Raw genomic sequence first — 21,662 nt, 5'->3', positions numbered from 1 at the left:
GCGTTCAAGATCCTGCGGGAGGCGGGCCCGACTGGACTCGGCTGGAAAATACCCCCCATAGTGTGGCGTCGTGCTCGACGCTCTTCCCCCACTCCTCACGGTCGCCGCGGTCCTCCTGGTCCCGGCGACCGTGCTGCTGTTCACGATCCGTACGCCGCGTGCCGGCTCGCTCTCCGCGGGCACCGCGGTCCTCGCGGCGACCCTCACCGCGGTGGTCGCCCTCGGGGCCGGCCTGCTGCTCGGTCAGGACGCCGTCCAGGCCGCGATCGGAGCCGTCGTCCTCGGCTCCTCGCTGCTGGCCTGGCTGCCCGCGGCACGGGACTGGGACGTACGCGGCCTGGTCGCCTGGGCACTCACCATCGACGTGGGGCTGCTCTACCTGACCTATGTGGGGCTGTGGACGGTCACGGTCCACCCCGGAGTGTGGACGACGACGCTGTCGAGCCTGCTGTGGGTGCTGGAGGTCTTCGTCTTCGTGATCGGCGTGGGCTACCTGTGGGAGATGGTCGACGTGCTCGCGCGGCGCCGCTGGCGCGGGTGGCCGACCCGGGGCGAGCACCACCCGGGCTGGCGCCATCCGTTCGTGAGCCTGCACGTCCCCACCCACAACGAGCCGCCGGAAATGGTCATCGAGACCCTCGAGCGGATGCTCGAGCTGGACTACGACGCGTACGAGATCCTGGTCATCGACAACAACACCGACGACCCCGCGCTGTGGCGGCCGGTGCAGGACTTCTGCGAGCAGTACGACGGGGTCACCTTCATCCACCTGGCCAACTGGCCGGGGTTCAAATCGGGGGCGCTCAACTACGCGCTGACCCGGATGAACCCGCGCACCGAGGTCGTCGGCATCGTCGACGCCGACTACCACGTCGCCCCCGACTTCCTGGCCCACAACGCCCCACTGTTCAGCGACGATTCCGTGGCCTTCGTGCAGACGCCCCAGGACTACCGGGACTGGGACGTCTCGGCGTACTTCCGCCGGCTCTATCACTCCTACGGCTACTTCTTCGACGTCAGCCAGGTCTCTCGCAACGAGCGCAACGGCGCCATCTTCGGCGGCACCATGGGACTGATCCGCGCCTCCGCGCTGGTCCGGTCCGGCGGCTGGGACGAGTGGTGCATCACCGAGGACGCCGAGCTGTCGCTGAGGCTGCTGAAGATGGGCTACAACGGCATGCACGTCGACCGTTCCTACGGCCGCGGCGTGATGCCGCTGACCTTCGAGACGCTCAAGAAGCAGCGGTTCCGGTGGTGCTTCGGTGGCATCCAGATCCTGCGCATGCACTGGCGCTCGTTGCTGCCCGGACGTCGCACCGAGGACAACCAGATGACCCTGGCGCAGCGCTGGGCCTACCTCGTCGGCGGGCTGCAGTGGTTCGGCGACCTCGCCGGAGCGCTGTTCACCTTCTTCCTGATCTCGGGCGCACTCGACCTGATGCTGGGCGGGGGACTGGTCGTACGCCGGCTCTCGGGGCTCCTCCTGTTCGCCACCGTCGCGCTGGTGCTCTTCGGCGCGGCCCGATCGATCGCGCTGGTCCGGCTCCGTGGCGGTGCCTCCTGGGGCGACGCGCTCGGCGCGTTCGGGCTCTGGCTGGCGCTCGGGGTGACCGTCGCACGGGCCTCCTGGCTCGGGCTGGTCTCGCGCGAGGGCACCTTCCTGCGTACGCCGAAGATCAAGGGGCAGCCGCGGGTGCGGGACGTGATTCGCGGCAACCTGGTGGAGACCGTCGCGGCGTCGGTCTGTCTCGTCATGGCCCTCGTGGTCGGCGTCCGTGGCGGGGCGACCGGCGTCGCCATCGCCGTGCTCCTCGCGTTCCAGGGTGTCGGCTACCTGCTGGCCCCGATCAACAGCTGGGCGGCGATCCGCAGCGACCTGCCCGCCGACCTGCGACGCCGTCGGGAGCGGATCTGGGCATGGAGCGCCGCCGCAGCGCCCGCTGCTCGCCGCGGTGGACTGGTGCTGGCCTTCAGTTCGGTGATGCTCGCCGGACTGGTCGCGCTCGCGGCGCCCGTGGGCAGCCCGGACGTACCCGAGGTCGGCGACGTCCACGGTGCGCTCGAGAAGAAGCCGCGCGACCGGGAGGACCGGCCCACCCCCGCACGGAGCCCGGCGCCGGAGCCGACCGCGGACCCGACCCAGGCCGCGGAGCCGTCATCGAGCGGCGCCGCCGGCGCCACGGCCAGCACCCGACCGACCCAGGCCGCCGACCCGACCCCGACGACCGATCCCACTCGCGGTGCCGATCCGACCCAGGCGGCGCCCACCCAACCGGGCTCCGGCGGTCGGCCGACCGACAAGCCGTCCAACGGCGGCGGCCCGAACAAGACCCAGTAGGCGTCATCTGCTCGCTGCGGCGTTACCGACGTGAGAGTTGGGGCCGCTGACACCTAGGATGTGCGCATGCCAGAAATCACCCGCGACGAGGTCGCGCACCTGGCCGACCTCGCCCGCATCGACCTCAGCGACGCCGAGCTCGATCACCTTGCCCCGCAGCTGCAGGTGATCCTCGAGTCCGTCGCCTCGATCCAGGGGCTTGCCGGCGACGACGTGCCTGCCACCTCCCACCCGCTTCCGATGACCAACGTCTTCCGTGAGGACGTCGTCGTGCCCGGTCTGACGCCGGAGCAGGCGCTCTCCGGTGCGCCTGCCGTCGAGGAGCAGCGATTCTCGGTACCGCGGATCCTGGGGGACGAGCAGTGAGCGACCTGATCCTGAAGTCGGCGGCCGAGCTGGCCGACTCCCTTGCCGCCGGTGAGACCACCTCGGTCGAGCTGACCCAGGCCCACCTCGACCGGATCGCCGCGGTCGACGGCGACGTCCACGCCTTCCTGCACATCGACGCCGAGGGTGCGCTGTCCCAGGCCGCCGCCTCCGACGCGCGCCGGGCCAACGGCGACGCGCTGCACGCTCTCGACGGTGTGCCGATCGCGGTCAAGGACGTGCTGACCACCATCGGCCTGCCGACGACCTGCGGCTCCAAGATCCTCGAGGGCTGGGTTCCGCCCTACGACGCGACCGTGGTCAAGAAGATCAAGGCTGCCGGCCTGCCGATCCTGGGCAAGACCAACATGGACGAGTTCGCGATGGGCTCCTCCACCGAGCACTCTGCGTACGGCCCGACGAAGAACCCATGGAAGCTTGACCGGATCCCCGGCGGCTCCGGTGGTGGCTCGGCCGCGGCCGTCGCCGCCTTCGAGGCCCCGCTGGCGCTCGGCACCGACACCGGCGGCTCGATCCGTCAGCCGGGTGCCGTCACCGGCACCGTCGGCGTGAAGCCGACCTACGGGTCCGTCTCCCGCTACGGCCTGGTCGCCCTGGCCAACTCGCTGGACCAGGTCGGTCCGGTGACTCGTACGGTCCTCGACAGCGCCCTGCTGCACGAGCTCATCGGCGGCCACGACCCGCTCGACTCCACGTCGACGACCACCCCGGTGACCGGTCTCGTCGACGCGGCCCGCGCCGGTGCGACCGGTGACCTCAAGGGCGTCAAGGTCGGCGTCATCAAGGAGCTCGCCGGCGAGGGCTGGGCGCCCGACGTGATGCGCAAGTTCAACGAGTCGGTCGACCTGCTCACCAAGATGGGCGCCGACGTCGTGGAGGTCTCCACGCCGAGCTTCCAGCACGCGATGGCGGCCTACTACCTGATCCTGCCGGCGGAGTGCTCCTCCAACCTGGCCAAGTTCGACGCGATGCGCTACGGCCTGCGGGTCACCCCCGACGGCGACCCGTCGGCCGAGGACGTCATGAAGGCGTCCCGCGACGCCGGCTTCGGCGACGAGGTCAAGCGCCGCATCATCCTCGGCACCTACGCGCTCAGCAGCGGCTACTACGACGCCTACTACGGTCAGGCGCAGAAGATCCGCACGCTGATCATCGAGGACTTCAAGAAGGCCTTCGAGCAGGTCGACGTGCTGGTCTCGCCGACCTCCCCGTCGACCGCGTTCCCGCTGGGCGCGAAGCTCGACGACCCGCTCGCCATGTACGCGCAGGACCTGGCCACCATCCCGGCCAACCTGGCCGGCACGCCCGGCATCTCCATCCCGGCCGGAGTCTCCGACGTGGACGGGCTGCCCGTCGGCGTACAGCTCCTGGCTCCGGTCCTGGAGGACGCCCGTCTCTACCGCGTCGGTGCCGCCCTCGAGGGCGCCGTCGGCCAGGTGCTCTCGATCGACAAGCTGGAGGTGGCCCGATGACCGCGACATTGGTCGGTTTCGACGAGGTGCTGGAGCGCTACGACCCGGCGATGGGCCTCGAGGTCCACGTCGAGCTCAACACCAACACCAAGATGTTCTGCGGCTGCCCGGCGACGTTCGGCGGCGAGCCCAACTCGCAGGTCTGCCCGACCTGCCTCGGCCTGCCCGGCTCGATGCCGGTCGTGAACGCCAAGGCAGTGGAGAGCGCGATCCGGATCGGTCTGGCCCTGAACGGGGAGATCGCGGAGTGGTGCCGGTTCGCCCGGAAGAACTACTTCTACCCGGACATGCCGAAGAACTTCCAGACCTCGCAGTACGACGAGCCGATCGTCTACGACGGCTACCTCGACGTCGAGGTCGAGGGGGAGACCTTCCGGGTCGAGATCGAGCGCGCCCACATGGAGGAGGACACCGGCAAGACCACCCACATCGGTGGCGCGACCGGCCGCATCCACGGCGCCGACTACTCGCTGGTCGACTACAACCGGGCTGGCATCCCGCTGATCGAGATCGTCACCCGCCCGATCCTCGGCACCGGTGCCAAGGCGCCGCTGGTGGCGAAGGCCTACGTCGCCGCGCTGCGCGAGATCCTGCTGGGTCTCGGTGTCTCCGACGTACGCATGGACCAGGGCTCGATGCGCTGCGACGTCAACCTGTCGCTGTCCCCGAAGGGCTCGGGCAAGCTCGGCACCCGCACCGAGACGAAGAACGTCAACTCGCTGCGCTCGGTCGAGCGGGCCGTACGTTTCGAGATGTCGCGCCACGCCGGGATCCTCGACGCGGGGGAGGCGATCTTCCAGGAGACCCGCCACTTCCACGAGGACACCGGCACCACCTCGGCCGGCCGGGCGAAGTCGGACGCCGACGACTACCGCTACTTCCCCGAGCCCGACCTCGTCCCGGTCGCGCCGTCGCGCGAGTGGGTCGAGGAGCTGCGGGCGAGCCTCCCGGAGCGCACCGCTGACAAGCGGGCCCGCCTGCAGGTCGAGTGGGGCTACTCCGACCTGGAGATGCGTGACGTCTGGGCCGCCGGCGCGCTGTCGCTGATCGAGGCGACGGTCGCCGAAGGAGCCTCCGCACAGGCGGCACGCAAGTGGTGGATGGCCGAGCTCTCCCGCAGCGCCAACGACCGTGGCGTCGAGCTCGCCGAGCTCGGTGTCACCCCGGTGCAGGTCGCCGAGGTGCAGAAGCTGGTCGACGCCAAGACGCTGACCGACAAGCTGGCCCGTCAGGTCTTCGAGGGTCTTCTCGCCGGTGAGGGCACGGTTTCCGAGATCATCGACTCCCGCGGGCTCGCCGTGGTCTCCGACGACGGCGCGCTCGGCGCAGCCGTCGACGAAGCCATCGACGCCCAGCCCGCGGTCGCCGAGAAGATCCGCGGCGGCAACCAGGCCGCAGCCGGTGCGCTCATCGGCGCGGTCATGAAGGCGACCGGCGGCAAGGCCGACGCCAAGCGTGTCCGCGAGCTGATCCTGGAGAAGCTCTCCTAGGACCCGCCGAGTCGGCTCGTTCTGACAGCAAACTCCGCCGAGTCGGCGCGTCATGACGCGCCGACTCGGCGGTGGTTTTGGTCAGGATGAGCCGACTCGGCGATGGGGTGCACTGGCAGACTGTCCGGCGTGACCGTGACCGAGCCCTTCCGCATCGCACTGCTCATCGACGCCGACAACGCGCCTGCCTCGAAGATCGACGACATCTTGAACGACCTGGCCGAGTACGGCGAGGTGACGATCCGGCGGGCCTACGGCAACTGGACGAAGTCCGAGCTCAAGGGCTGGATCGAGGAGCTGCACGATGCCGCGATCAGGCCGATGCAGCAGTTCGACCTGACCGCGCACAAGAACGCCTCCGACATGGCGCTCGCGATCGACGCGGTCGAGCTGCTGCATGCGGCGATCCCGGACGCGTTCGCGCTGGTCTCCTCCGACTCCGACTTCACTCCGCTGGTGCACTACCTGCGGGAGAAGGGCCGCGCGGTCTACGGCTACGGCCGGGAGAAGACGCCGGCGCCGTTCAAGAGCGCCTGCACCCGGTTCACGGTGGTGGAGAAGCTCGGCGGCTCCGAGGAGGAGACCGAGGCCGACTCCGAGCCCGGGACCACGCGCAGCCGCAAGCAGTCGTCCTCGGCGACCAACGGGCAGGCACTGAAGCGCAATGCCCGGCTGATCCAGCTGCTGCGCAACTCCATAGCCGCGGCCGCCGACGACGACGGCTGGGCCCTGGTCGGCACCGTGGTCTCCCGCATCCGCAACCAGTCCTCCGAGGACCCGCGCAACTACGGGTACGCCACCTGGACCAAGCTCATCAAGGCGATCGACCTCTTCGAGCTCAAGGACGAGGGCACCTCCGCGATCGCGGTCAGCGACAAACGCACCAAGAAGTGACGTACGACTTCTAGGGCCTGGCCACCGAGTCCTCGGCTGCTTTCGGGCGGGCGCACTTGATTCCCTTGGGCACGGACCCGTGGAGGTGCTTCAGCGCGGCCTTGAAGTCGCGGCAGCGCTCGGTGTCCTCCTCCTTGTTGCGGGGGTAGCCGATCGCCGCATTGACCCCACCCATGTCGAGAGCGTCGGCGAGCGGGTTGATGTCGCGGGCGACGGTCCAGTACCACCGCGAGATCGGCGCGCTGTAGTCCAGCGACCGGGCGAGCTCGGGGCGGCGGCGTAGGTCGATGTCGAAGTAGGCGCCGGCGTCGGTGTAGTTAGCCTCGCCGGTCAGCTGGATGTAGCCGCGGCCGGTGAACTTCCGCTTGTCGCGGCCCTTGGCGTCGTGGTGGAAGGAGCTCTCGTTGGCGAGCGTGGTCAGATACGCCGCCTGCCGGTAGGCGGTGGTGATCCCGGCATCGGCCATGGCGCGGTTGAGGCTCGGCAACCCGGTCTCGACGGTGCTCCGGTCGCCGACCTTCTCGCCGAACATGGCGACCAGATCGGCGTACGTGACCGATGTCCGTGCCTCCTGCGCGCCGGCAGTCGTGGTCGGGGAGAGGGCGAGAAGGGTGGCCGAGATCGATGCTGCGACAAGGCCGAGAATCCTGTGGCGCATGGGGACAGAGTGACTGCTCGGCGGCGATCCCGCAAGAGGCCCCCGCCCGGCATAGGATGGGGCGTCTCAATCAACACACGCCGTGGTGGGGGAAGCCGGTCGAATCCCGGCGCTGACCCGCAACCGTAGGCCCAGGCACCGAGAGTGTCCTGAGCGAGCCGGAGCACCTGCCGACGGACGCGTACTGACCTGACGCTGTCGTGGAAAGCAGCGGGTCGGCCCTGGGCCTTCCCGACGAACAGCGCGGAAGGAACCATGAAGAAGACCGTCCTCGGTGGCATCGCCGCCACCCTCGCCCTCACCTCGCTCGCCGGCTGTGGCGAGAAAGCCGTCGAGGAGGGGGAGAAGCCCACCTACGACGCCAAGGTGTCCACCTCGGTGGCCGACTGGCTCGTCGCCCAGGCGCCGGAGGGCGTGGCCCGCAACGCGCAGTACGGCACCGACGACTTCGGGCTCAGCGCCGACATCGGGATCGCGCTGGCTGAGGTCGGCGGCTACGACGAGGAGATCTCCACGATCGCCGCGGCGGTGATGGAGAACAAGAAGGCCTACACCTCGCCCGGGTTCGGCACCGTCACCTCGGCCGGGGCCACCGCGAAGGCACTGGTCCTCCAGCAGAACGTCGACGCCTCCGACCCCGGTCTGCTGAAGCAGCTCGAGGGCACGGTCGCCGAGAACGGCCGTATCGCCGACGAGCTCGACCCCAAGAACAAGAAGGCGGCCGACTACTCCAACACCATCGGACAGTCGTACGCCGTATGGGCACTGAACAACGCCGAGAGCGAGAAGGCCGCGGCGGCGACGGAGTTCCTGGCCGGGCAGCAGTGCGAAGAGGGGTGGTTCCGGGTCACCTTCGCGGCTGACCCCACCGCCGCCGACCAGAGCTGCGACGCCGACCCGAAGGCAGTCCCGGACGCCGACGCCACCGCGTTCGCGCTGATCGCCCTGTCCGGGGTCGCGTCCCCGGAGGCGGAGAAGGCCGTCGAGGCCGGCGTGGACTGGCTGAAGGAGACCCAGGCGGAGGACGGGTCGTTCAAGGCGGCCACCGGCAACATCGCCAACTCCAACACCACCGGCCTGGCCGGGTGGGCGTTCGGTCGCGCCGGTGAGACCGACGCCGCGGAGAAGGCGGCGAGCTGGGTCGCCGACCACGTGGTGACCTGTGGTGACGACGCCGGCGCGGTGGCCTATGACGACGCCGCGCTGACCGAGGGCAACACCAAGGGCCTGACCAAGGAGTCCGAGGGGATGTACCGCCTCGCCGCCGCCCAGGCGCTGCCGTCGCTGGTCTTCCTGCCCAAGGATGCGACCGCGAAGAGCTCGTGCTGATCCTGCGGTCCGCTGCGGTGGCTCTGGCAATCCTCGCCGGGGCCACCGCCCCCGTCTTCACCGCCGTCTCCGCCGTCTCCGCCGTCTCCGCCGTCTCCGCGGTCTCCGCGGTCTCCGCGTCGTCAGCTCAGGCGTGCGACGGGGTCACCGTCGTCGTCGAGCCCAACGCTCTGGGTGGCGACCCCGAGGTCACCTGTGTCCAGCCCGAGGAGGGTGACACCGGCGCCGACCTCTTCGAGAAGGCGGGACATCCACTCACCTATGTGACCTCGATGCCCAGCGTCGTATGTCGCATCGATGAGCGGCCGAAAGCCGCCGGTTGCGCCCAGATGCCGCCTGCCGACGCGTACTGGTCGCTGTGGATCACCGACGATTCGGGGGCCTGGAGCTACGCCTCCAGAAATGTTACCGAAATCAGCGTGACCTCCGGGCAGGGTGTTGCGTTCACGTGGATAGACGACAATGTCGTTACCGCTCCGGCGACGGAGCTTGGGGATGCTGTGGGGGCGCCCTCAAGCCCGTCGCCGGAGTTATCTCCGGAGGAGCCGACGGATTCCGCCTCCGAGACCGAGCATCTGCCCGCCTGGGTCGCGCCCGCGGGGATCGTCGCACTCTTCACCGTCGCCGGTGCCGTGTGGTGGCGCCGACGATGAGCGCCATGCTTCGTACGGCCGCGGTCGCGCACCTGCCCCGTGATCTGCACCCTGTCGCCTGGTGGGTGTGGGCGATCGGCATGGCTGCGTACGCCTCCTTCACCATCAACCCGCTGCTGCTCCTGCTCGTGGTCGGGGTGGTGTCGGTCGTGGTCGCCGCCCGTCGTGGCGAGCAACCGTGGGCGAAGGCGTTCCGGCTCTACATCGGCCTCGCCGTGTTCATCGTCGTGACGCGGGTGCTCTTCCGGGTGTTGCTGGGCGCCGTTCCGGGGCACGTGATCCTCGACCTGCCCGAGATCCCGCTCCCGGAGTGGGTGCTGGGGATCCGGCTGCTCGGGCCGCTCACCCGCGAGGCGCTGCTGGCCGGCCTCTATGACGGTATGCGGCTCGGCGTCATCGTGATCTGCGTCGGCGCGGCCAACGCGCTGGCGAACCCGAAGCGGCTGCTGCGCTCGCTGCCGCCGGCGCTCTACGAGATCGGCACCGCTGTCGTGGTCGCCGTGACGGTGCTGCCGCAGCTGGCCGAGTCGGTGCAGCGGGTGCGCGCCGCGCAACGGCTGCGTGCCGGTGCGACCGGAAACGTCAGGCGTCTGCGCCGCTTCCTGGTGCCGGTCCTCGAGGACGCCCTGGAGCGGTCGATGGCCCTGGCGGCGGGCATGGACACGCGCGGCTACGGACGTACGGCCGGCGTCCCGGTCGCCACCAGGCGGATCACCTCGGTGCTCATGCTGGTCTCGCTCGTCGGCCTCTGCGCCGGCGTCTACGCGGTGCTGGACGGCACCACGCCAGGCTGGCTGGCCGCCACCATGCTCGCGCTCGGCGTCGGCGCCGCCGCCGGTGGGCTGGCGCTCGCCGGCCGCCGGGTGACGCGGACCGTCTACCGGCCCGACCGATGGCGCTGGCCGGAGGTCGTGGTGGCTGTGAGCGGGATCGTGGTCGGCGCCGTGGGCTGGTGGGTCGCCCGCTACCAGGTCCCGGTCGCCTTCCCGGGGGTGAGTACCGTCCCGGACGTCACGCTGATCGCCATGGCCGGTGTGCTCGTCGGGCTGGTCCCGGCCGTCGCCGCCCCGCTACCGGCATCATCGCTCGTTGACCAGGAGGCAGTCGCATGATCGAGCTGCGAGGCATCACGTTCACCCCGCCCGACTCCTCCGAGCACGTGCTCAAGGACGTCGACCTCACCATCGAGGAGGGCGAGCTGCTGCTCGTCTCCGGTCCGACCGGCTCGGGGAAGTCGACCCTGCTCGGCGTGCTCGCCGGCCTGGTGCCGCGCTTCTCCGGCGGCGTGCTCGACGGTGACGTCCTGCTGGACGGCGCCTCGATCGTCCGTACGCCGCCGCGCGAGCGCGCCGGGATCATCGGCTACGTCGGGCAGGACCCGGTGGCCGGGTTCGTCACCGACACGGTCGAGGAGGAGCTCGCCTACGGGATGGAGCAGCTCGGCCTCCCGCCGGCGACCATGCGGCGCCGGGTCGAGGAGACCCTCGACCTGCTCGGCATCGCCGAGCTGCGGCAGCGGTCGCTGCATACCCTCTCGGGCGGGCAGCAGCAGCGCGTCGCGATCGGCTCGGTGCTCACCACCCACCCCCGGGTCGTCGTGCTCGACGAGCCCACCTCCGCCCTCGACCCCACCGCCGCCGAGGACGTACTCGCCACCATCACCCGGCTGGTCCACGACCTCGGCACCTCCGTCGTCCTCGCCGAGCACCGGCTCGAGCGGGTCGTACCGTTCGCCGACCGCATCGCGCTCCTCGTCGGCGACGGTTCCGTCGCGGTCGGCGACCCCGCCGAGGTCCTGGAGACCTCGCCCATCGTGCCGCCGCTCGTCGAGCTCGGCCGCGAGCTCGGGTGGTCGCCGCTGCCGCTGACCGTGCGGGATGCGAGGCGGCGGGCGCGGGGGTTGGAATCCCCGGTTAACCGGGTATCCATGCACTTCTCTGGCAATGCAACGCCAGAGAAGCGACGGAAAAGCCTGAGAAGTTCCGGGCTTACCGTCACCCGAGGACGTACGCCGGTCCTGCACGACGTCTCGCTCGAGCTGCCGGCGGGGCGGGTGACGGCGCTGATGGGACGCAACGGCTCGGGCAAGTCGACGCTGCTGTGGACGCTGCAGGGGACCCAGAAGCGGCTGGCCGGTTCGGTGGACGTCGGCGGCAAGGATCCGGCGACCCTCGACCCCGACGAGCGCCGCGAGCTCGTCGGGCTGCTGCCGCAGACGGCTGCCGATCTGCTCTACCTGGAGACGGTGGCCGAGGAGTGCGACGCGGGTGGCCCGCGGACCAGGGAGATCCTGGACAGCCTGGTCCCCGGCATCCCCGACGGCCAGCACCCGCGCGACCTCTCCGAGGGCCAGCGCCTGGCTCTCGCGCTGTCGCTGATCCTGAGCGCGGACCCGCCGGTCGTGCTCCTGGACGAGCCCACCCGCGGCCTCGACTATGCCGCCAAGCACGCTCTGTCCGAGATCCTGCGCGAGATCACCGAGGCCGGCAAGGCGGTCCTGGTGGCGACCCACGACGTCGAGTTCGTCGCCGAGGCCGCCGACGACGTGGTGGTGCTCGCCGATGGCGAGGTGGTCTCCGCCGGTGACGTACGCACCGTCACGGCGGAGTCGCCGGCGTTCGCGCCGCAGGTGAGCAAGGTCTTCGGCCCGGGCTGGCTGAACGTACGCGAGATCGTCGAGGCGGTGGGCGAGAGATGATCAGGTTCACGCCCCGCACCGCGGTCCTGCTCGCGATCATCTCCGTGGCCGGGTTGATGATGTTCGGCTGGCCGCTGCTGCTCCACGGCTACGACCGGGTGCAGCCTCCGTTCATCTTCCTGGCGCTGATTCCGCTGATGCTGGTGGTGCTGCTGAGCGAGCTCTCCACGGGCGGGATCGACACCCGGATGATCGCGGTACTCGGCGTGCTCAGCGCGATCGAGGCCGTCCTGCGCGCCGTCTCCGCCGGCACCGGCGGGGTGGAGCTGGTCTTCTTCATGCTCATCCTCGGCGGCCGGGTCTTCGGTCCGGCCTTCGGGTTCGTCCTCGGCTGCACGAGCCTGTTCGTCGCCGCGCTCGTCACCGCGGGCGTCGGCCCCTGGCTGCCCTACCAGATGCTCGGCGCCGCCTGGGTGGCGATGGGAGCCGGGCTCCTGCCACGCGCGAGCGGCCGCCGGGAGATCGGGCTGCTGGCGGCGTACGGGATCTTCGCCTCGTACGCCTACGGGCTCCTGCTCAACCTGCAGGGCTGGCCGTTGCTCACCGGCGTCACGGTGCCCGGCGCGAGCGGCAACCTCTCCTACGAACCCGGTGCCGCGCTCAGCGAGAACCTGGCCACGTTCCTGCGCTACACCCTGGTGACCTCGACCAGCAGCTGGGACACCGTGCGCGCGATCACCACCGCGGTCGCCATCGCCCTGCTCGGGCCCGCCGTCCTCGCCACCCTGCGCCGCGTCGCCCGCCGGGCCACCGTCACCGGCGTCGTCTCGGCACCCTAGACGCGCTGGTGCTCGGAGACCCGGGTGAGAAAGGCGAGCAGCAGCTGGTGGACGCGGTCGGGCTGCTCCATCTGTACGAAGTGGGTGCCCTCGAGCTCGACGAAGGTGCCGTTCTTGACCCCGGCGGCGACCTTCGACATGTGACGCGCACCGGCGATGAGGTCGCGAGTGCCCGCGACCAGCACGACCGGCACCTTGATCCGGCGCAGCGAGACCGGGCGGCGCTGGGAGGTGCGCAGCGCGAGGTGGAAGTACCACTCGACCGGCGTGGTCAGGAACTCCGCCAGCGCGGCCGCGGCGAGCTCGGGATCAGGGACCTTGCCGATCAGGCCGGCCTTGGAGAACACCTCGATCGCTCGCGGGCCGAGCTCCAGGCGCGCCGCCAGGGGAGTGATCAGGGAGCCGGTGCGACACAGCACCCTCGAGGCGGTGCGGGTCACGATCGCGGCCGCCGGGGCGGGCAGCCGCAGCGGCCCCAGCATCGACTTGAACGTGTCGCCGGGCACCCCGGCGACGCCGAAGATGCCGGAGACCCGCTCGGGATGGTCCGCGGCCAGCTCGAACGCGGTGTTGACCCCGATCGACCAGCCCATCACGACCGGCCGGGAGAGCGCGAAGGCGTCCATCACCGACAGCGCGTCCTCGGCGAAGTGCCTCGAGGTGGTCTGCTCCGGATCCTTCGGCCGCGCCGAACCGGAGGTGCCGCGGTGCTGCCAGGAGACGACGCGTACGCCGCACGAGGTGTGCAGCAGCGCCGGCCAGTTCCAGGGGCTGGTGCCGAGGCCGTTGCACAGCAGCACCGTCGGCCCCTCGATCACGCCTTCGGGGTCGTTGGTCCACGCGCGGATCAGGGTGCCGTCATCGGAGAGCACATCCCGGAACGCGACGGTGGACTCGGCAACGGCCCGCGGAACGCTCATGCAGACATTCTCTCCGAAGCAAGCAGCTCGAGATAGTTCTGCACATCCTCACGCTCGGCACGCCGCAGCAGGATGGCCTCCTCGGCGGCCTTGGCGTTGTGCCGGGCGACGAGCTGGGAGGCGACCGGCCAAGCGAGCAGCAGCTGGATCGGTCGTAGGAACGGGCCGACCATTCGCCCCGCGGTGCGAGCGGCGAGGAGGGCGGCGACTTGGGCGACGGCAGCGGTGTGTACGGGTGCGGTGATGGTCGACAACGGAGCAACTCCAAGGACTGGCGGGGACCGGGCGGCGAGGGGGAGTTGTCACCGAACTGTAGTGACCTCAACGTTCGGAGTCAGTGACGTTCCGATGTCGCTTGTGTGAAACACGGCACTACACCGGGGTGGACTCCGCCGGCACGTGATGCTCGGGCTTGCCGGTGCGCGTCGCGCCCGCGGAGGCGACCACGACACACGCGATGGCCAGCCACTGCAGGACCGAGAGCCCTTCGTGGAGGATCAGGATCGCGGCCAGCGCGCCGGCGGCCGGCTCCAGCGACATCAGGATCGCGTAGAGCCCCGACTTGATCGAACGCAGGGCGACGAGATCGAGGGAGTAGGGGATCACCGAGGACATCAGGCCCACCATCAGCCCGACCAGCCACACGTGCGGAGAACCCAGCCCGTCGGCGTACGCCATCGCCGCGGGCGTCAGCGCCACCGCCGCGACCGTGGAGGCCAGAGCGAGCCCGTCGAGCCCCTCCCACCGCGCTCCGGTCGCCTTCGACAGCACGATGTACGCAGCCCAGCAGGCCCCCGCGAGCAGCGCGAACAGCACGCCGACGATCGAGATCCGACCGGGCTCGAGACCGAGCAGCACCACCCCTGCGGCCGCCAGCGCGACCCAGACCAGGTCGCGGGCGCGCCGCGAGGTGACCAGCGCGATCGTGAGCGGGCCGATGAACTCGATGGTGACCGCGATCCCGATCGGCAGCCGGGCGAAGGACTGGTAGATGGCCCAGTTCATCAGCCCGAGCGAGGCCCCGAAGGCGATCACGACGAGCCAGTCGCGGCGTGCGAGGCCGCGGACCCGGGGCCGGGTGATCGCCAGCAGGATCAGCGCGGACAGCGTCAGTCGCAGCCACACCATGGCGGTCGGGGTGACCTCGTCGAAGAGCGACTTGGCGAAGGTCGCGCCGATCTGCACCGACGCGATCCCGATCAGAACCAGGACGACCGGGTGGGCCAGCCTCGCCCGGAGAGAGCCTCTACCGGTTGAGGAGCGTGTGACCACCCGGTCAGTCTAGGACCACGTAAAGACCGCTACTGCGCCGAGTCCGTCTGCGAGACGTTGGAGAGGTTGATGGCCCTGTTGGCCTCCTCCGCGAGCCGCTCGGACCCACGCCGCGACTCCTGCGGGACCATCGCATGCTCGACATGGTCCTGCTCGTAGAGCTCCGGCGGGATCGGCGGGGGCACGGTGGCCGTGATCCGCGATCCGTCGGGGCGGATACCGCCGTGCGGCTCCTCGTCGAGGTGGGTGCCGATCCGCGGCCCCTGGTCGGCGAGCGGCACGATCACCGGCGAACCCTTCGAGACCACGAACTCCTCCCCGCGGACGCTGATCGGGATGTCGTACTCCTCGCCCGGGGTGTCCACGACGGTGAAGACGATCTGGTCGCTGGTCAGCGCGACCTGCATCCGGGTCGAGTGCCACTGGACCCGGAAGACCAGCGAGCCCCACTGGACCGGCAGGCGCGGGTCGAAGGAGAGCTTGCCGTCGTAGTCGCGCATCCCGCCGAAGCCGAACGCCAGACCGCCCCACACGCCGCCGGTGGAGGCGATGTGCATCCCGTCGACGGTGTTGCCGTGCATGTTGTGGAGGTCGACGTAGAGCGCGTCGTAGAAGTAGCGCAGGGCGTCGTCCTGGTAGCCCACCTCGGCCGCCACGATCGACTGCACGACGGCCGACAGCGTCGAGTCGCCGGTGGTGATCGGGTCGTAGTACTCGAAGTCGGCCCGCTTCTGCTCAGGGGTGAACCGGTTGCCCTGCTGGAAGAGGGCGAGCACCACGTCGGTCTGCTTGAGCACCTGGAACCGGTAGATCACCAGCGGGTGGTAGTGCAGCAGCAGAGGACGTACCTCGTCCGGGGTGTTGGGCAGGTCCCACACCTCGCGGTCGAGGAAGTTGTCGTCCTGCGGGTGGATGCCGAGCCCCTCCTCGTAGGGGATGTGCATCGCGGCGGCGCAGCGACCCCACTCCTCGACCTCGTCGGGCGAGATGTCGAGCCGGCCCATGACCTGCGCATACTCGCGCGGATAGTCCGCCCGGAGCATCTCGATGGTCTCGACGGCCTTCTCCAGGTTGTAGCGGGCCATCACGTTGGTGAACAGGTTGTTGTTGACCACCGTGGTGTACTCGTCCGGCCCGGTCACGCCGTGGATGTGGAAGGACGGCTCGCCGTTGTGGCGCCAGAAGCCGAGATCGGCCCACATCCGCGAGGTCTCGACCAGGATGTCGACACCCTCGCGGATGAGATAGCCGATGTCACCGGTCGCGTAGACGTACTTCATCAGCGCGAAGGCGATGTCGGCGTCGATGTGCACCTGCGCGGTGCCGGCCGCGTAGTAGGCCGAGGCCTCCTGCCCGTTGATGGTGCGCCAGGCGAACAGCGCCCCCTTCGCGGCCATCTCCGAGGCTCGCTGCCGGGCCGCGGGGAGCATCACCGAGCGGGCGTGCATCACGTTGCGGGCGACCTCGGGCTGGGTGTAGCAGAGGAACGGGATGACGTAGCACTCCGTGTCCCAGAAGTAGTGCCCCTCGTAGCCCGAGCCGGTGACCCCCTTCGCAGGGACGCCGAGACCGTCGGTGCGGGCGGTCGCCTGGGCCAGCGAGAACAGGTTGAACCGGATCGCCTGCTGGGCCGCGGCGATGTCCTCGTCGTCCTCCGTACGGGCCGCGGAGATCTCGACGTCGGCGGCGGACCAGAACTCGTCGTACCAGTTGCGCTGGTCGCGCTCGAAGTGGCTGACGCCCAGGCGGATCGCCCGGTCGAGCGTACGTCCGCAGCGGTCGGCCAGCTCGCGCACCGGCACCCCACGGGAGGTGTGGTAGGCCACGGTCTTCTGCAACCGCAGCGTGCTGCCCTCGGTCGCGTCGACCCGGAAGACCGTCTTGGCCAGGTCGTCCTCGGCGCGGACGACGGTCTCGACCGGGTCCGGCGTCTCGATCTGGTGGGCGGCGCTGACCGCGATCGTCATCCCGGAGTTGGCGCACCGGTAGCCGAGGGTCATCTGCTCCTCGTCGGCGACCGACATCTGCGGGAGCAGGACGCGGGTGTCGAAGGCGGAGGCCTTGCGCGGGTCCATGCCCTCGCCCAGCGCCGCCGACGGCACGTGGTACTCGTCCTTGCCGTCTTGCCGGTTCAGCAGCTGGGACGAGACGACGATCGGCGCCGCGCCGCTCAGCATCGTGATCTCCAGGGTCTGGATGGAGAGGTGCCGCTGCGTCATCGACACCATCCGGGTCGACTTGATCGCGACCCGCTTGCCCGAGGGCGTACGCCACACCAGATGCCGCCGCAGCACACCCTCGCGGAAGTCGAGCACCCGCTCGTACTCCTCCAGGTCCGAGGTGCCGAAGGTCAGCGGCTCGTCGTCGACGTAGATCTTCATGATCTTGGCGTCGGGGGCGTTGACGATGGTCTGGCCGGTCTTGGCGAAGCCGTAGGCGTTCTCGGCATGGCGGATCGGCCAGGTCTCGTGGAACCCGTTGATGAAGGTGCCGTGCGCGTAGGTCGGGCGACCTTCCTCGGGGGTGCCACGCATGCCGAGATAGCCGTTGGCGACGCTGAAGATCGTCTCGGTCAGGCCGAGGTCGTCGGGGGAGTAGCTCGTCTCCACCAGCCGCCACGGGTCGATGGGGTAACGGGCCCGGTCCAGGGGGTTCGGGCCGACGTTGGTTCTCACTGCTGTGCTCCTCGAGCAGGGTCGTCTGGGACAAGTTCAGCAAGGTCGGAAACGACGAGACTGGCGCCGGCGGCCGTGAGGGTGTCGTGGCCGGCGCCACGGTCCACCCCGACGACGAGCGCGAAATCTCCTGCCTTGCCGGCGCGCACCCCGGAGACGGCGTCCTCGAGGACGACGGCCTCGCTCGGGGTGGCTCCGAGGACCTTACCGGCGTAGACAAACGTGTCCGGCGCAGGCTTGCCGGGAAGACCCTGCTCATCTGCGACGGCTCCCGACACGACCGTCTCGAACCGGTCCAGCAGCCCCGCCGCCTTCAGCACGGTCGGCGCGTTGACCGACGAGGACACCACGCCGAGCCGGACGTCGAGGGTGGTCAGATAGTCCAGGAAGCGCACCGAGCCGGGGTAGGCCTCGACGCCGTCGCGTTCGAGCACCATGTTGAAGGCGTTGTTCTTCCGGTTGCCGAGACCGCAGACGGTCTCGAGCTCGGGCGCGTCGTCCGGGGTGCCCTCGGGAAGCCGGATGTCGCGGGAGGCGAGGAAGTCGCGGACGCCGTCGTAGCGCGGCTTGCCGTCGACGTACGCGAAGTAGTCCTGGTCGGTGTAGGCCGGCGCACCCGGGGTCTTCTCCTGCAGGTAGGCGTTGAACATCTCCTCCCACGCACGCATGTGCACGACCGCGGTCGGCGTGATCACGCCGTCCAGGTCGAAGAGGATCGCGGTGAACGTCTCCCAGGCAACAGGTCTGGTCATGACTTCAGGCTAGGGGCTGGGCGGCCCAGGCCGAAGAATCAGGCCCCGCTCGCGGTGGTGTTTTCCCTCACCGTTCTTTCGCCGAAATCTCCTGGCCACAGAAGCCAGGCGGGTGGATGCTGGAAGACATGGGTACGCAGCTGCTGGTTGGGACCCGCAAGGGTCTGTGGATAGGGCGCTCTGACGACGCCCGGCAGGACTGGGACTTCACCGGTCCGCACCATGACATGGAGGAGATCTACTCCGCCATGATCGAGCCCGGGACCGGGCGAGTCCTTGCCGGATGCTCCTCGCTGTGGCTGGGTGCGCTGGTGCGCGCCTCGGCCGACGGCGGCGAGACCTGGACCGAGACCTCGATGTCGTTCCCCGAGGACGTCGACGCGAGCCTGGCCCGGGTCTGGCAGCTCCAGCCCGGCCTCCCGGAAGGCACGATCTGGGCGGGTGTCGAGCCCGGCGCGATCTTCCGGTCCCGTGATGGTGGGGCGAGCTTCGAGCTGGTGCGCGGGCTGTGGGACCACCCGCACCGCACCGAGTGGAACGAGGGCTTCGGCGGGCAGGCGTTCCACACGATCCTGCCGCACCCGACCGACCCCGACTCGGTGACCGCGGCGATCTCGACCGGCGGCGTCTACCAGACCCGCGACGGCGGGGAGACCTGGGAGGCCCGCAACAACGGCATCATCGCGGTCTTCCTGCCCGAGGGGCAGCAGTACCCCGAGTTCGGCCAGTGCGTCCACAAGGTCGCCCGCCACTCCTCCCGTCCCGAGCGGCTCTACCTGCAGAACCACGGTGGCGTCTACCGCTCCGACGACGAGGGCCTGTCCTGGAAGTCCATCGCCGACGGGCTGCCCACCGACTTCGGCTTCGCGATGGTCGTCCACCCGCAGGAGCCCGACACGATCTTCACCTTCCCGATCGGCGCCGGCGAGTCCCGCTACCCACCGGAGGCCAAGCCGATCGTGTGGCGCTCGCGCGATGCCGGGGACCACTGGGAGGCGCTCGACAAGGGCCTGCCCGACCACTTCTACGTGGGCGTCATGCGCGACGCGATGTGCGCCGACGACCACGAGACCGCCGGGGTCTACTTCGGTGCCCGCAACGGCTCGGTCTGGGCGTCTGCCGACGCCGGCGAGACCTGGCGCGAGATCCTCCGCGACATCCCCGACGTGCTGGTGGTCAGGGCCGCGAAGATCTGAGGCGCACGGATCCGTAGCGTGTTGCCGTCCTCGATGCGGTCGGTCGAGGCTGCACAGGATCCTTGGTCTGGGGGCATGCTGGAGGTATGGGATGCCACTGGCTCACCGCCGTGCTCGTATGCGCGCTGTCCGCCTGTGGCGCCGGCACACCAGTCGGGTCCTCAACGACGCGGCCCCCGCCCTCGTCCTCGTTGGTTCCGGCGCCCACCCTTGCTGCGGAGCCGCGAGTGCGGCTGACCGTCGTCGGGGATCTGATGCTGACCCGCGGGGTGCCCGATGCGGCGGCGGCGCTGGCTCCGATGCAGGCTCGCTTGGCGGGCGCTGACATCACCGTAGGCAATCTCGAGTCGACGTTGTCGAAAGCAGGGAGCCCGACTCAGGGTGGGGATTCCTTCGGTGCTGGGCCGGAGGTGCTGCGGCCTCTGCGGGAGGCCGGTTTCGATGCGATCTCGTTGGCGAACAACCACACAGGTGACTTCGGCGACCGGGCGCTGACGGAGACGGTCGAGGCGTCATCGGGGGCGGGGATCGTGCCGTTCGGGGCCGGGCGGGATCTCGACACGGCTGCCCGGCCGGCCGTGGTCGAGAGAGCCGGGATCACCTTCGCGTTCCTGGGGTTCAACGCGATCGGCGAGACGCCTCGGGCGACGAGGAGCGACCCGGGCGCCTTCTCGGTGCGGATGCCGCCACGTACGGGTCCTCTCGTCGATGCCGACCTGCGCCGGGTCGAGCGGGAGGTCCGAGCCGCCGAGAAGGTTGCCGACGTCGTGGTGGTGCTGCCGCACTGGGGTACGCAGTACACCCATCGCCCCGAGGCAGTTCAGCGCCGTGTCGCCCGTCGTCTCGTCGCTGCCGGGGCGGATCTTGTCGCCGGCGGCCACCCGCACTGGGTCCAGCCGCTCGAGCGGGTCGGCGGCGTACCGGTCATCCACTCGCTCGGAAACTTCGTCTTCGACATGGACTTCATGTCCCAGACGATGGAGGGCGTCGTTCTCGAGGCGACCTTCCGCGGCGCCACGCTGGAGGATCTGAACCTCGTGCCCTACCGGATGGATCCTGAGACGTTTGCCCCACGCGTGGTGGGCGGTCGTGAGGCGGCCCGGATCCTTGGGCAGGCTAGGCCATGATCCGTCGTATCGCGTTCGCGGCCGGGTCCCTCCTCGTCCTCACCGGGTGCGGTGAGGCGTCACCGACCCCCGAGACTTCTCCGACAACCACCGCGACAGCGCCGGCCACCGCGTCCAAGCCCTCGCCCACCCCGAGCGAGACCCAGGCCGCCCCGCCATTGACACCCGAGCAGTTCCGAGTCGGGACAGCGACCGACGCCGTACGCCACCTGGCGGGTGAGATCGGCCCGAGACCCGGGACGTCGCCCGCTTACCATCGAGCCGCAGCCTGGGTCGAGGGACAGCTGGCAGGGTTTGGCTGGCAGGTGCACCGACAGCGGTTCCAGACGCCTGCCGGAGTCTCGTGGGGCATCCCGGTCCGCGCGGGGGAGTCGGTCAACCTGGTCGCCGACAGAGGAGACGTACGCCCCGGGCAGCCGTGGCTCCTGGTCGGTGCCCACCTCGACACCGTCCCGCAGGCACCGGGTGCGGAAGACAACGCGTCCGGCGTGGCTGTGCTGCTGGCGATCGCCGAGACGGCCGCAGGACGGTCGACGAGGGTGCCGGTGCGGTTGGTCGTCTTCGGCTCCGAGGAGCCGCGAGGTGAGACCGACGGCGACCACCACTACGGCTCTCGCGCGTATGTTGCGTCCCTCACGCCCGTCGAGCGCAGAACGCTGGCCGGCATGGTCTCACTGGACCGGGTCGGCGTAGGGGAGGCTGTCCCGGCGTGCGGCGCACGCCCAGGACTCGACCGCACCCTGGCGAGCCTCCGAGCGGCAGCAAGGCGCGCGAAGGTGCCGACCACCGGCTGCTCCCAGACCCCCAACCGTTCCAGCGACCACTGGTCCTTCGTACGGGCGGGCCTGCCCGGCGTGCGCCTCGGTTCGACTCCATACGCCGCCTACCACTCACCCGCCGACACACCCGACGTCGTCGACGCGGCCCAGCTCGTGCGCACCGGCCGGATCATGCTTGCGTGGCTCGCCTGACGTCCGCGGTTCGTCGCTGGTCGAACGATCCACCCGAACCGGTCTAGCCTT

Annotated in this window: 19 protein-coding genes; 13 read left to right on the top strand and 6 right to left on the bottom strand. The window is 70.0% G+C overall.

Translation table 11 applies throughout. The annotated features are described in order from the left end of the window. Nucleotides 1–70: 70 nt before the first annotated feature. From ACW14X_RS06135 to ACW14X_RS06115, 5 genes are all read left to right on the top strand, one after another. Nucleotides 71–2,338 carry a glycosyltransferase gene (locus tag ACW14X_RS06135; RefSeq protein WP_160024621.1) on the top strand — a complete coding sequence of 756 codons (2,268 nt, stop codon included), beginning with the start codon at nucleotides 71–73 and terminating at the stop codon, nucleotides 2,336–2,338. A 66-nt stretch (nucleotides 2,339–2,404) separates the two neighbouring features. Next, nucleotides 2,405–2,704 (top strand): Asp-tRNA(Asn)/Glu-tRNA(Gln) amidotransferase subunit GatC, encoded by a 300-nt coding sequence (gene gatC / locus ACW14X_RS06130; protein WP_091049380.1) that lies wholly within the window; start codon nucleotides 2,405–2,407, stop codon nucleotides 2,702–2,704. Next, nucleotides 2,701–4,197, top strand: a complete 1,497-nt coding sequence (gene gatA, locus ACW14X_RS06125; protein WP_457165037.1) for an Asp-tRNA(Asn)/Glu-tRNA(Gln) amidotransferase subunit GatA — start codon at nucleotides 2,701–2,703, stop codon at nucleotides 4,195–4,197. The genes gatC and gatA overlap by 4 nt, the downstream gene beginning before the upstream one ends. Then, on the top strand, nucleotides 4,194–5,687 hold the full coding sequence (gene gatB, locus ACW14X_RS06120; RefSeq protein WP_457165036.1) for an Asp-tRNA(Asn)/Glu-tRNA(Gln) amidotransferase subunit GatB: 1,494 nt from the start codon (nucleotides 4,194–4,196) through the stop codon (nucleotides 5,685–5,687). The genes gatA and gatB overlap by 4 nt, the downstream gene beginning before the upstream one ends. A gap of 129 nt (nucleotides 5,688–5,816) precedes the next feature. Beyond that, nucleotides 5,817–6,581, top strand: a complete 765-nt coding sequence (locus ACW14X_RS06115) for an NYN domain-containing protein (RefSeq protein ID WP_457165035.1) — start codon at nucleotides 5,817–5,819, stop codon at nucleotides 6,579–6,581. 10 nt (nucleotides 6,582–6,591) lie between these two features. Here the strand turns inward: ACW14X_RS06115 and ACW14X_RS06110 are convergent, their stop codons facing one another. Beyond that, entirely contained in the window at nucleotides 6,592–7,239 is a 648-nt protein-coding gene (locus ACW14X_RS06110; protein WP_457165034.1) for a hypothetical protein, read from the bottom strand. Nucleotides 7,240–7,494: 255 nt separating this feature from the next. On the opposite strand from ACW14X_RS06110, the gene ACW14X_RS06105 reads away from it, so the two are divergent. Genes ACW14X_RS06105 through ACW14X_RS06085 form a run of 5 tightly spaced genes read left to right on the top strand, consistent with a single transcriptional unit; the run spans nucleotide 7,495 to nucleotide 12,698 of the window. Beyond that, a complete protein-coding gene (locus tag ACW14X_RS06105) occupies nucleotides 7,495–8,568 on the top strand; it encodes a prenyltransferase/squalene oxidase repeat-containing protein (RefSeq protein WP_457165033.1) in 1,074 nt (357 codons plus the stop codon). Continuing rightward, nucleotides 8,562–9,221: a hypothetical protein gene (locus ACW14X_RS06100; protein ID WP_457165032.1), complete on the top strand. Its 660-nt coding sequence runs from the start codon at nucleotides 8,562–8,564 to the stop codon at nucleotides 9,219–9,221. The genes ACW14X_RS06105 and ACW14X_RS06100 overlap by 7 nt, the downstream gene beginning before the upstream one ends. Further along, the gene (locus ACW14X_RS06095) at nucleotides 9,218–10,333 is read left to right on the top strand and encodes a CbiQ family ECF transporter T component (protein WP_457165031.1); all 1,116 of its coding nucleotides are present in this window, start codon (nucleotides 9,218–9,220) and stop codon (nucleotides 10,331–10,333) included. Before ACW14X_RS06100 ends, ACW14X_RS06095 begins: the two co-directional genes overlap by 4 nt. Next, entirely contained in the window at nucleotides 10,330–11,919 is a 1,590-nt protein-coding gene (locus tag ACW14X_RS06090) for an ABC transporter ATP-binding protein (protein ID WP_160024614.1), read from the top strand. Before ACW14X_RS06095 ends, ACW14X_RS06090 begins: the two co-directional genes overlap by 4 nt. Next, entirely contained in the window at nucleotides 11,916–12,698 is a 783-nt protein-coding gene (locus ACW14X_RS06085) for a GumC domain-containing protein (protein WP_160024613.1), read from the top strand. Before ACW14X_RS06090 ends, ACW14X_RS06085 begins: the two co-directional genes overlap by 4 nt. Here the strand turns inward: ACW14X_RS06085 and ACW14X_RS06080 are convergent. From ACW14X_RS06080 to ACW14X_RS06060, 5 genes are all read right to left on the bottom strand, one after another. After that, nucleotides 12,695–13,618, bottom strand: a complete 924-nt coding sequence (locus ACW14X_RS06080; RefSeq protein ID WP_457165030.1) for an alpha/beta fold hydrolase — start codon at nucleotides 13,616–13,618, stop codon at nucleotides 12,695–12,697. The genes ACW14X_RS06085 and ACW14X_RS06080 overlap by 4 nt on opposite strands. Then, a complete protein-coding gene (locus ACW14X_RS06075) occupies nucleotides 13,615–13,872 on the bottom strand; it encodes a hypothetical protein (protein WP_457165029.1) in 258 nt (85 codons plus the stop codon). The genes ACW14X_RS06080 and ACW14X_RS06075 overlap by 4 nt, the downstream gene beginning before the upstream one ends. A 118-nt stretch (nucleotides 13,873–13,990) precedes the next feature. After that, nucleotides 13,991–14,890: an EamA family transporter gene (locus tag ACW14X_RS06070; RefSeq protein WP_457165028.1), complete on the bottom strand. Its 900-nt coding sequence runs from the start codon at nucleotides 14,888–14,890 to the stop codon at nucleotides 13,991–13,993. 29 nt (nucleotides 14,891–14,919) lie between these two features. Further along, entirely contained in the window at nucleotides 14,920–17,565 is a 2,646-nt protein-coding gene (locus ACW14X_RS06065) for a glycoside hydrolase family 65 protein (protein WP_457165027.1), read from the bottom strand. Then, entirely contained in the window at nucleotides 17,562–18,317 is a 756-nt protein-coding gene (locus ACW14X_RS06060; RefSeq protein ID WP_160024608.1) for an HAD family hydrolase, read from the bottom strand. Before ACW14X_RS06060 ends, ACW14X_RS06065 begins: the two co-directional genes overlap by 4 nt. A 128-nt stretch (nucleotides 18,318–18,445) precedes the next feature. Here ACW14X_RS06060 and ACW14X_RS06055 point away from each other — a divergent pair, with 128 nt between their 5' ends. The 3 genes from ACW14X_RS06055 (at nucleotide 18,446) to ACW14X_RS06045 (ending at nucleotide 21,611) form a co-directional block, all read left to right on the top strand. Continuing rightward, nucleotides 18,446–19,513, top strand: coding sequence for an exo-alpha-sialidase (locus tag ACW14X_RS06055; protein WP_160024607.1), 1,068 nt, complete (start codon nucleotides 18,446–18,448; stop codon nucleotides 19,511–19,513). 227 nt (nucleotides 19,514–19,740) lie between these two features. Then, nucleotides 19,741–20,640: a CapA family protein gene (locus ACW14X_RS06050; RefSeq protein ID WP_457165026.1), complete on the top strand. Its 900-nt coding sequence runs from the start codon at nucleotides 19,741–19,743 to the stop codon at nucleotides 20,638–20,640. Further along, a complete protein-coding gene (locus ACW14X_RS06045) occupies nucleotides 20,637–21,611 on the top strand; it encodes a M28 family metallopeptidase (RefSeq protein ID WP_457165025.1) in 975 nt (324 codons plus the stop codon). The genes ACW14X_RS06050 and ACW14X_RS06045 overlap by 4 nt, the downstream gene beginning before the upstream one ends. Nucleotides 21,612–21,662 lie beyond the last annotated feature (51 nt).

The sequence above is a fragment of the Nocardioides sp. YJ-D4 genome (assembly GCF_054031495.1).
This window is presented reverse-complemented; position numbering and strand designations above follow the sequence as displayed.